Origin of the sequence: Endobacterium cereale, from assembly GCF_009617585.1 — a bacterium.
Classification (GTDB): domain Bacteria; phylum Pseudomonadota; class Alphaproteobacteria; order Rhizobiales; family Rhizobiaceae; genus Neorhizobium; species Neorhizobium cereale.
The window spans coordinates 1-9,974 of record NZ_WIXI01000020.1 but is presented as its reverse complement, the minus strand read 5'-3'; the positions used below and the strand labels follow the sequence as shown (position 1 = coordinate 9,974).

General features: G+C 55.0%; 9 protein-coding genes. 6 read left to right on the top strand and 3 right to left on the bottom strand.

What is annotated here, in order from left to right; all coding sequences use genetic code 11:
• Window positions 1-255: 255 nt before the first annotated feature.
• Window positions 256-657, bottom strand: coding sequence for a rhodanese-like domain-containing protein (locus GAO09_RS00125; RefSeq protein WP_324185357.1), 402 nt, complete (start codon window positions 655-657; stop codon window positions 256-258).
• Window positions 658-744: 87 nt separating this feature from the next.
• On the opposite strand from GAO09_RS00125, the gene ftrA reads away from it, so the two are divergent.
• Window positions 745-1,716 carry a transcriptional regulator FtrA gene (ftrA, locus tag GAO09_RS00120; protein ID WP_153352056.1) on the top strand — a complete coding sequence of 324 codons (972 nt, stop codon included), beginning with the start codon at window positions 745-747 and terminating at the stop codon, window positions 1,714-1,716.
• A 224-nt stretch (window positions 1,717-1,940) separates the two neighbouring features.
• Here the strand turns inward: ftrA and GAO09_RS00115 are convergent, their stop codons facing one another.
• A complete protein-coding gene (locus tag GAO09_RS00115; protein WP_153352055.1) occupies window positions 1,941-2,144 on the bottom strand; it encodes a cold-shock protein in 204 nt (67 codons plus the stop codon).
• A 333-nt stretch (window positions 2,145-2,477) separates the two neighbouring features.
• On the opposite strand from GAO09_RS00115, the gene GAO09_RS00110 reads away from it, so the two are divergent.
• The 3 genes from GAO09_RS00110 to GAO09_RS00100 are packed head-to-tail and all read left to right on the top strand — an operon-like array spanning window position 2,478 to window position 4,172.
• On the top strand, window positions 2,478-2,918 hold the full coding sequence (locus GAO09_RS00110; protein ID WP_153352054.1) for a PAS domain-containing protein: 441 nt from the start codon (window positions 2,478-2,480) through the stop codon (window positions 2,916-2,918).
• A 45-nt stretch (window positions 2,919-2,963) separates the two neighbouring features.
• The gene (locus tag GAO09_RS00105; RefSeq protein ID WP_153352053.1) at window positions 2,964-3,788 is read left to right on the top strand and encodes a sensor histidine kinase; all 825 of its coding nucleotides are present in this window, start codon (window positions 2,964-2,966) and stop codon (window positions 3,786-3,788) included.
• Between the two features lie 3 nt (window positions 3,789-3,791).
• On the top strand, window positions 3,792-4,172 hold the full coding sequence (locus tag GAO09_RS00100) for a response regulator (RefSeq protein WP_153352052.1): 381 nt from the start codon (window positions 3,792-3,794) through the stop codon (window positions 4,170-4,172).
• 198 nt (window positions 4,173-4,370) lie between these two features.
• Here GAO09_RS00100 and GAO09_RS00095 read toward each other — a convergent pair whose 3' ends face one another.
• A complete protein-coding gene (locus GAO09_RS00095) occupies window positions 4,371-6,314 on the bottom strand; it encodes a putative bifunctional diguanylate cyclase/phosphodiesterase (protein WP_209018552.1) in 1,944 nt (647 codons plus the stop codon).
• Between the two features lie 636 nt (window positions 6,315-6,950).
• On the opposite strand from GAO09_RS00095, the gene GAO09_RS00090 reads away from it, so the two are divergent.
• Complete coding sequence (locus GAO09_RS00090; RefSeq protein ID WP_153352050.1) at window positions 6,951-7,715, top strand: transporter substrate-binding domain-containing protein; 765 nt, start codon at window positions 6,951-6,953, stop codon at window positions 7,713-7,715.
• Window positions 7,716-7,729: 14 nt separating this feature from the next.
• Window positions 7,730-9,082 carry a GGDEF domain-containing protein gene (locus tag GAO09_RS00085; RefSeq protein ID WP_209018551.1) on the top strand — a complete coding sequence of 451 codons (1,353 nt, stop codon included), beginning with the start codon at window positions 7,730-7,732 and terminating at the stop codon, window positions 9,080-9,082.
• Window positions 9,083-9,974 lie beyond the last annotated feature (892 nt).

Here is a 9,974-nt window from a genome sequence, read left to right as displayed (position 1 = left end):
GTGGCCGGATTTTACTCCGCCCCTACGACGTGATTATCACGCCGCTACCGTGGCAGACTTTTGCACCGCCGCTCTCACCGAGGAGCGTTCGCCCCTCGGCAGCGATGAGAAAACGAACCGCTTCGTCCTCGCGGAGCAATGAAGCTAGATCGCTCTCAGTCAGCGATGCGACGCTCTTTTCGAACGCTGCGTGCTCCTTGATTAACCGGTGCAGGCCCAGGCTGTCGGATAATTCGGGCCTTCGTATCGTATAGTTCACACCTCCATACCCTTTCTAAGTTCGAACCCCTCATCGACCCAGCCGGTGATGCCGCCGGCCATGATCTTCACGGGTCGCCCCAGCTCGGCGAGGCGCAGTGCTCCACGCGCTGCACCGTTGCAGTGAGGGCCTGCGCAGTAGGTCACAAAAAGAGTGTCAGCGGGCCACCGGTCCATCTTCGAACGCGTCATCTTGCCATGGGGTAGATGCACCGCTCCAGGCACATGGCCCTCGGCAAACATTGCCGGTCCACGAACGTCCAGAAGGACGAAACCTGGCTTTCCTGCGAGGGCGGCATGAACGTCCCAGCAATCTGTCTCGAATGTGAATTCAGCGGCAAAATGCTCGCGAGCGATGTCGCTCGGGGCGGCAGAGGTCGAAGTGACAGCGTTAGACACTGTGGGCTCCTTGAAAATCTGTGCCTTCTTTTTGCTCAACGGTATCTGTGCTTGCAATTGGCATGGCTGACATAGTACGGGCATATCATGCCAAACTTGAACGGACCCCTTGTTGTTGCCCTCCTCTATGATGGTCTCTGTACCTTCGAATTTGGGATCGTCGCCGAAATTTTCGGGCTTCCACGGCCTGAGATGGGAGAGAACTGGTACAGATTTGCGAGTTGTGCCATTGAAGACGGCCCGCTTCGCGCCCATGGCGGGCTGGTGGTGACACCTGATTTTGGGCCAGAGCTGGTCCATAAAGCTGACATCATTGTCGTGCCTGGATGGAGAGGCGTCGACAAGCCGGTTCCGCAGAGCCTTATTAAAATGCTCCGTGATGCGCATGAAGGCGGAGCACGATTGGCATCGATCTGTTCCGGCGCGTTCGTGCTTGCAGCCACAGGTCTTTTGGATGGGGCGACTGCGACCACGCACTGGCGCTACGCCGATGCTCTCAGATCCCGACACGCTAATATCTTGGTGGACGACGCCTCCCTCTACCGCACGCATGAGCGCATTTACACCTCGGCCGGTAGCGCAGCCGGAATTGATCTTCTGATCGAAATCGTCCGTCAGGACTTCGGAACAGAGGCTGCAAACTCGGTGGCGCGGCGTCTTGTCATGCCCGCACATCGTAGCGGCGGGCAGGCTCAGTTTCTGGAACGCCCCGTCCCGGCGGCACACCAATCAGCCGTCGCGCCGTTGCTCGACAGGATACGCTCTGACCTCAAAGCGTCTTGGACGTTGGAGCGAATGGCCGCAGAATGCGGCATGAGCCTTAGGACGTTCGTCCGCCGCTTCACAGAAGCGACCGGCACCTCGCCGGGCGAATGGCTTGTCGGCGAACGCATTGAAGCGGCTAAATCTTTCCTGATCGCGCGGCGACTTAGCATTGATGAGATCGCGGCGGCCGTTGGGATTGGATCTGCCGATACGCTTCGGCATCATTTTAAAAAACGGATAGGTCTCAGCCCAAAGGCGTACCAAGATCAGTTTAGCAGTTTAAGAGGCCCATAGAGGCCGCACCTTCGCTTTATGATCCTGTTGTTAGTTGTTGGTAGGATGTTTCACAAACTGGCCCTTACCCCTTGCGCTTAGCACACGCTGAAGAATTAATGTTCCAGTCGCTTAGAAGGTCAGAAGAGCTGATCATGGGTTCATGTCCCGTCAAAGCCACCGAGGCATCTGCTTTGATTAAGCGTAGTACGGCCCCGCAAATCGAGCGGGGCCTGCCAATCTTTTTAAAGAACAATCACGTTCTCTGCTTTCGACTTGCCGGTCTTGCGGTCCTGACCGACATCAAAGCTGACCTTCTGGCCATCCGTCAGGGAGCCTCCGAAGCCGACAGCCGAGATATGGACGAACACATCAGGTCCACCATTGTCCGGCGTAATAAATCCGAAGCCCTTGTCCTGCGCGAAAAATTTGACCGTACCAGTTGCCATCATATCCTCATTGTTTGGCTGAGAGCCTATGGAATTAGGGGGAAGCGCGGCTGACATCAAGGTTACCCGGAAATCTCTTGGTCTGCTGATTTAGAATTTTCTAGTTCACGTCTCGTACTTCATTGAATGGGCCGGATCCCGCGCTATTTGACTGTGTCTATTGGGCGGGTGACGGACGCCCGGATGTTCATTGGGATCAGGGCTGTCGATTGGAAGTTCATAGTAAGACACTGCCACCTGCGCCAATGCAGCAGGTCGTTGCCGAGTTCGACTGGTCCCAGACATCCCTCGGTCCGATGGAAAGTTGGCCGATATCCCAAGACTATTGTCGATATGGCTCTCTCCTCCAGCTTTCCGCAGGCGGTGATCTGGGGGCCGGATCTGATTACCATCCACAATGACGCCTTCCTGCCAATCCTTGGTGAAAAGCCGCTCGCAATCGGTCGGTCATTCGCGGATATCTGGTCGGAGGCTTGGGACCAGATCGGGCCAATCGCGACGCAAGCGTACCAGGGAAGGCCGACCTTTATCGAGGACTTCCCGCTCGTCATTAATCGTCATGGTTATGACGAACAGGCCTATTTCACATTCTGCTACAGCCCTTTGAGAGACGACAAGGGCAACATCGCCGGCATGATCGATACCGTGGTCGAAACGACCGACACGGTCTTGGGTGCCGAGCGCTTACGACAAAGCGAGGTTCGTTTTCGTGCATTCACGACGGCGACCAGCGACGTCATCTATCAGATGAGCGCCGATTCGAAGGAAATGTGACGGCTGGATGGACGCAGCTTCCTGGCCAATACCCGTGAGCCGAGCGTGCAGTGGCAGGATGCATATCTTGTCCCCGAAGATATCCCGTCGATCCAGGCCGCTATCGATCAGGCGATCGCAGAGAAAAATGTGGTCGAGTTCGAGCACCGCGTCCGGCAGGCCGATGGCCATATCGGTTGGACATTGTCCCGTGCTGTCCCTGTTCTGGACGAGCAGGGGAGCATCATTGAATGGTTTGGCGCTGCGACCGATATCACCGAACGAAAGCTTGCCGAGCAGCAGCAGAGCGTGATAAATCGCGAGATGAGCCATCGGCTCAAGAACACGCTTCCAATGGTCCAAGCGATCGCGAAGCAGACGCTCAAGCCGGTCACGGAACGCGCGCCGGTCGAAGCGTTGGAGAAGCGCGTTCAGGCGCTGAGCTCGGCTCACGACATCCTGTTCGACCAGTACTGGCACACGGCGCCGATCGGATCGCTGATCGCTGCGACGCTGCAGCGTCTCGTTCCGAGCGAACGGCTTCATGCCAGCGGTCCGGAAATCGCCATCGGGCCGAAGGGCGCCCTGTCACTTTCACTCGTACTGCACGAGCTCGCTACCAATGCCCTGAAATATGGAGCCCTGTCCAATGACGTTGGAGAGGTCGCCCTGACCTGGAGCGTGGTTGGTGGCGATGACGGCGAGATATTTACGTTGCGGTGGGAGGAAAGTGGAGGCCCTCCCGTCCAGCCTCCGTCGGGAAGCGGTTTTGGCTCCAAACTAATTCGTATGGGCCTGATTGGAACGGGTGGCGTTACCGTCAGTTATGAGCTGCCTGGTTTTAAGGCCGAAATGACGGCCGGCCTACATCAGATACAACATACGGAATAATGGATGGGACTGTTGATCCAGCCAAATCGGAAGGCTGTCCTTGTCGTTGAGGACGAGCCGCTCTTGCGGATGATGGCCATGGCCATGGTCGAGGATGCCGGTTTTGAACCCGTCGAGGCGCGCGATGCCGATGAGGCCATCGCATTGCTGGAAGCGAGAACCGATATCACCATCGTGTTCACTGACGTCGATATGCCCGGGTCGATGGACGGCCTGAAACTGGCGGCCGCAATCCGTGATCGCTGGCCGCCGATCGAGATCGTTATCACGTCAGGGCATTTCCGGCTGGACGATAGCACAATTCCTGCAAGGACCGTGTTCTTCCCGAAGCCTTATGACCATCAAGAAGTGGTAGCGACGCTCCGGTGGATGGCCGGTGTTTAAGATGAATATTCATCGGGCGCAAGATGATGGAACGAGCGAGGCTCACCGCTTTCAGCAGCTTGGTCAAGTAACCGAGGAGGTCGAGGGTTCGGCTTCGTTCAATACGTCGTACAACCTCAGTGGCGTTTAAGAACAAAGCATGCTCTCACGACCTCGAGTGGGCATCCAAAGTAACTGCCCATTTCGTCCTAAGGGTCGCTAAGATGCCAGCGAAGCCCGCGCGCCTTCGGCAAACGCTCTCGCATCTGCTGCGGTCAGTGGACGAGAAATATGGTAGCCCTGAATAAAGCGACCTCCGAGATCGCAAATCGTCGCCATCTCCGCTTTTGTTTCGATCCCCTCGACTATGCAGTCGAGACCCATATCATCGGCCATCCTAATCAATGACCTGACGATTTTTACACTGGCCGGATCATCTTCGATGTTCGTCACGAAACTCCTGTCGATCTTGATCTTCGTGAGCGGCATGGAATGGAGATGCATCAGGCTGGAATAGCCAGTGCCGAAATCGTCCAAGGATATTCCTATACCGGCAGATCGGAAGGCATCGGCAATTACCCGAGCACGCTCAAGATCGGTCAGGATGGCAGTTTCGGTGATTTCGAGATCGATGCGCGAAGGTTCGATGCCGCTGTTGGCAATCAGCGCCAATAGACGCATCGAGTGATCGCTCGATGACAGGTCTCGCGCTGAAAGGTTGAATGAAAGGCGGATGTGATGGGGCCAGAACCTCGCTTCCTGCAGGGCCATGCTCAGAAGTGTGTGTGTGAGCTGTTTGATATGTCCGAGCCGTTCAGCAACCGGAATAAATTCCGCGGGGGAAACCGGCCCGAGAACCGGGTGATGCCATCTCGCCAGAGCCTCGAACGCCGTGACCGCGTTGTTCGTGACATCGAATATCGGCTGAAAGGCAAGTGAGATGTGTTGGTTGACGCTGCCGTCTCGGAAGGCGTGTTCGATCACCGTTTGCCGAGACAGGCTGTGATGGTGCTCCGGCGAAAATGCGACGGCGGTGCCGGGTGCGTTTCTTTTTGCCTGATACAGTGCGAAATCGGCCTGATCATAAAGGCGTGTCATTTCTTCCCGGCAAAGCGCGCTGCTTGCAAATCCAATGGATGCACCAGCCTCGATCATTGCACCGGCAATGACGAACGGCTCCCGGCACACGCCACAGATTTCCTCCGCAAGCTTTTTCGGTGCAGCGGGATCAGCTGTCTGCAACAGGAAGGCGAATTCATCGCCGCCGAGACGTGCCACGAGAGCCCTGCCATGGCCTGTCCGCGCGAGCCGCGACGCTAGTTGCAAAAGAAGTTCGTCTCCGGCTTTGTGCCCATGGACATCATTGACAGGCTTGAAACCATCGAGATCGATCAGGCCGACATGGATCGGATCGCTATCAGGTGTCAATTGGTCGATCATTTCGTCGAGACTGCTGAAAAAAAATCGTCTGTTGGCAAGGCCGGTCAGGCTATCCATGTTGGCGAGTTTTCTGTTTTCCTCGCTTAAGGCTTCTGTCTGCCTTTGCTCATCGACTAGCTCCAACTCGCGTTTTTCGAGAGCATTCTTCTTTTTTTCCAGTTCTCTGCGGGAAACAACGAGATGCATGAAGTCTCGATATTGTACCCACAGCACCATGAGCATCGCGGCCGAAACGAGACCGACATCGACTGCCATCGCCATGAAAATAGCGTTTCCGGTCAGTCCGAAATAGGCAACGAATGCGATGTTGACGACGAAGGTGACGGCCATTGCGGCAGGTAGAAGATGGGTGAGGCAGAATATGCAGCCTATGACGGTGATACCCATGTAAAACGCGACATGGCTTTGCATGAAACTGTCGCCGTAAGGAGTCAGGCCTATTCCCCAGCCTGCAAATATGCCGGCAAGCACCCAGGCGATCCTGTTTGTCCGGCGCAGCTCAGCGATCGCCTGATCTGCGCTAGCCGCGGGTCTGCGGACACGAAGCCCCCATTGCAGCATTCGGACAGCACAGGCCGCAGTCATTACAGACGGGACGATGACTGTCAGAAAAAATGGAGCAACGGGCAGATGCGTTATGGCGACGCCCCATGTGTTCACCATGAGGATGAAGTACATCAGTGGTATCTGTTTCGATAGCGCCGCCTGTTGCGCGATAGCCAAGGTGGGATCGTCATTCCTGACGCTGAAGAGGCTCGTGAAAGAAGAGATCATTACCACGCACGCAAAATTGGATATTTTTTCATGTTCATGCGCGGAACGATTTCATACCCCTCCGAGTGACGTCAGTATTTCATCGGCAGCTTAATTTCCCGGAACCTGCGATGCTTAATTGTTCGTGAAATCATTGAAGGATCTGGAAGGAATGCGCTTTGATCGCGAAATGCGCTATATTAGCGTTTTAGACCGGGCGTGTGTTATCCTCAGGTGAGCAGTTGCGTAGCAAAGACCCACGCCATTGTCGAAAAACTAGGCGTCAAAGCCGTGCCAGGGGAGATAGAACACCCTAGCAGCTGACCTGCCTTGTCGAGACCGGATGCGACGTCTTGCAAGGGATACTATCTTGCTAGCCTTTATGGGCTGCCCTTTATGGGCTGCCGAATTGGCATGGAGACTTTGATTAGAGGAACTCTGGATCGTGGATGGCAGCGAAGGCAGACCTGTAGATGCGGCGTCAAGGCCACTACGTTTCGTGCAAACCTCTCGCAGTCCATGAATTTAACAGTTGGTTTAGGGTAAAGCGGCAGTAGATTTTAAGAAATCGCTGATATTGTGACATGAAATATAAGGGGGTGTCAGATGCGTGATCTGCTTGCTACTGCCTGCTTGTTGTTGCCGTTGCTCGCCGGCGGGTCGGTGGCGGCTGACGATAAGATCCTTCGGATAGGTACCGAGGGTGCATATCCCCCATTCAACTTCCTCGATGAAAAGGGGCAACTGTCCGGCTTCGATGTCGATATTGCCAAAGCTCTTTGCAAGGAGATGGCGGTCGAGTGCGAGTTTGTCGCTGTCCCCTGGGTGACGATCATCGACGATCTTGAATCTGGAAAATTCGACCTGATGGTCGCCAGTATGGCCTATACAGAAGAACGCGCGCAGCGCATCGCGTTTTCTGATCCGTACTACCGCTCCCATGCCGTCTTTGTGGGCGACGCCAAGACATTTCTCGACATTCGTCCAGAGGCGCTCGCGGGGGCAAGGATCGCTGCCGGAGCAGGCACGATGCAGGCTGATTACTTGCAGAAAATCTACGCGGCGAAAAATACAATTGTTATCACCAAGGATCAGCCTGAAGCCCAGGCGGAGCTCCAGGAAGGAAAGGTCGACCTGATCCTTGCCGATGCAATTGAGCTGATGAGTTTCCTCGACTCCAGCCAGGAGGCCCGCTTCGATTTCATCGGAGACCCGGTCACTAACGATCTGCTGCAAAGCACATCTCATATTACTGCCCGCAAAAGCGACGCTGCATTGCTCGAAAATATCAACGCGGCATTGAAACGGATCCGCCTCAATGGTGTCTACGACAAGGTCAACGACACGTATTTTCCTTTCAGTATCTTCTGACCGACGTGATGATCATGCCGCGGCTTTTCCGGAATGGATTGTCCTTGCGATTGACGGGCCGCTTTGCGCTCGTCGTTGTCGGGATCTATGTCTTCGCAGCATCGCTATACTCCGTCCAGTTCCTCAATCGCGTTGAACAAGGAGCAGGCGTAGCCAGAGAGCAGCAGATCCCGCTTATCCTTTCACAAAACAGAAATGCCCTGAAAATCGAGCGTGCCGCGTCGCTCATTCGCTCCGTGTATCTGGCCCACGATCGCCGCGTCGAAAGGCAGATACAGTTGCAGTTACAGACGCTCACGCAGAGCTTCACCCTTGATGACAATCAGTTGTTGATCGATGGCGGCCGCAACATCGCTGCCGATGTGAAGGTGATCACCGCGCAGCGGGAAGCGGTGCGTTCTTTGCGATCCGACACTTCCGGCCCGGCGGATAACGGAAAGATCGAACAGGCGGAAGTGGCGGCGGCCGAGGCCTACCAGCGGGCGATTCGAACGACGGAGGCTTTGGGCGACAACCTGTCCAACGACGCTGTCAAGCTCGCGGATGACCTGGCCTCGACGATCGAAAGAGCGGCTCGGGACGTCCGTTTCGGATGGCTCTTCATATTGATCTTGCCGGCAGTGTTCCTGGTGCTGGTTTTATGGGTTGTCAGCCGGCACATCCTGCGGCCGATATCGGTGGCAGTCTCAAGACTCGAGGCCCGCGAGGATACGGTTGCACGACCGGTCTTTGAAGAATTGCGAACGGTCACGGATGCCGTCGAGGCTTACAGCGCGCTCTCGCTTGATCTCAAGCGCACCAATGAGATGCTGCTTGTTTTGTCCGATCAGGACGGCCTGACCGGATTGCTGAACAGACGCGCCTTTGAGCAGAAACTCGACAATGCGTTCAACCGTGCGATGGCTGCGCGTTCTGATCTATGCGTCCTCATGATCGATCTCGATCATTTCAAGTCCATCAACGATACATATGGCCACGAGGCCGGTGATGCATGCCTACGCGAAGTCGCCCGGACCTCATCCAGTTTTTTCGAGCGTCATGGACTTGTCGTTGGGAGGTATGGAGGTGAGGAATTCTGTGGCTTTGTCGAAGGCCTTGATACCGATAGCACCAGCGGCGTAGCGGCAGTGTTGAGAAAGGCTATTGAGATGCTGTCTGTTGATGTTGGATCGGGCAAGAAAATTCGTCTCACTGCGAGCATTGGCGTTTCTTGCCTGGAGGGGCGCGAGGTTGAGCGCGCAGGTGTTCTGTTGAAGGAGGCCGATGCTGCGCTCTACCAAGCCAAGCACACCGGCCGCAACAGAGTTGTTGTGCGAGCTGAGAGGGACGTATTCGTATTCGGTGCTACCGGAAATTCTCTTGTTTGAGAATCTCCACGGATACCGCGCCGTGAGCGACCTCGCTCCATTAAACGCCAACCTGCCGGGTGATAGCCCCCAGCCAATATGAAAGCATGCTGGCGAGACGAGTCGCTGCTTGCCCATTCCCGCCCAGCCATCAGGAATATGTTTTAAAGATCAGCAGCGTTACCTACGGTTTTCCACCTGAAAAATAACGTGTCCAAGGTTCGATTCCCTTCAAGCTAAAAATCGAATGATGTTGGGCTTTAACCGCGTCTATCAATGTTTGGCGTCATCCAGGGCACGGCCTCACGCAGATCCGTATTCGTCATGGCGTTCTTTATTTAGGCCATCCATGCTATAATCACGAAATTATGCCGATAGAAGGACGGGTGCATTGTTAACCGTTACTATCGTGATTTGCAGCACATTCCCGACGATTGCGCCAAGGCCTTCTACGGCCATCGACTTTGTCCGAATTGGCGGTCGTTCGGGCATGTTTCGTTAAGAAAAAAACTGGTCCGAGTACGATAACGTACCGAAACTTCATCGCTTCACACGCGTTGCCTTCGCTGTAACGCGGAGAGTGAAGTTGTCGAAACATATTGATACGGCAGATTTGGAGATGCAGGTCACTCAACAAGTGATGACTGTCACTGAATTCGCGCTCCAGTACAAGATCACAAGCGATGAGCAATTACGTCTCACGAAGCTTTTGGGAATGTTCGCGACCAAGCAAGAGTTTCTCATGAATGCGCGTCTCAGGTCGAGAATACGCTGAGCTAGTCCCGCTCACTAGGCAGTGTCCCCATTTACAGGTTTCATCGTGTTGGCAGTGTGCGATTCATATGTGGAACGGCCCGGTTAGCAAGGTATTTTCCTCGTAGTTCACCATCGGACGGTGCATTCATATGTTCGG

What these genes read in the sequence shown, in the direction of transcription:
- GAO09_RS00090 (WP_153352050.1), top strand. Translation starts at nt 6,951, where the DNA reads ATGCGTGATCTGCTTGCTACTGCCTGCTTGTTGTTGCCGTTGCTCGCC.
- ftrA (WP_153352056.1), top strand. Translation starts at nt 745, where the DNA reads ATGCCAAACTTGAACGGACCCCTTGTTGTTGCCCTCCTCTATGATGGT.
- GAO09_RS00100 (WP_153352052.1), top strand. Translation starts at nt 3,792, where the DNA reads ATGGGACTGTTGATCCAGCCAAATCGGAAGGCTGTCCTTGTCGTTGAG.
- GAO09_RS00110 (WP_153352054.1), top strand. Translation starts at nt 2,478, where the DNA reads ATGGCTCTCTCCTCCAGCTTTCCGCAGGCGGTGATCTGGGGGCCGGAT.
- GAO09_RS00085 (WP_209018551.1), top strand. Translation starts at nt 7,730, where the DNA reads ATGCCGCGGCTTTTCCGGAATGGATTGTCCTTGCGATTGACGGGCCGC.
- GAO09_RS00115 (WP_153352055.1), bottom strand. Translation starts at nt 2,144, where the DNA reads ATGGCAACTGGTACGGTCAAATTTTTCGCGCAGGACAAGGGCTTCGGA.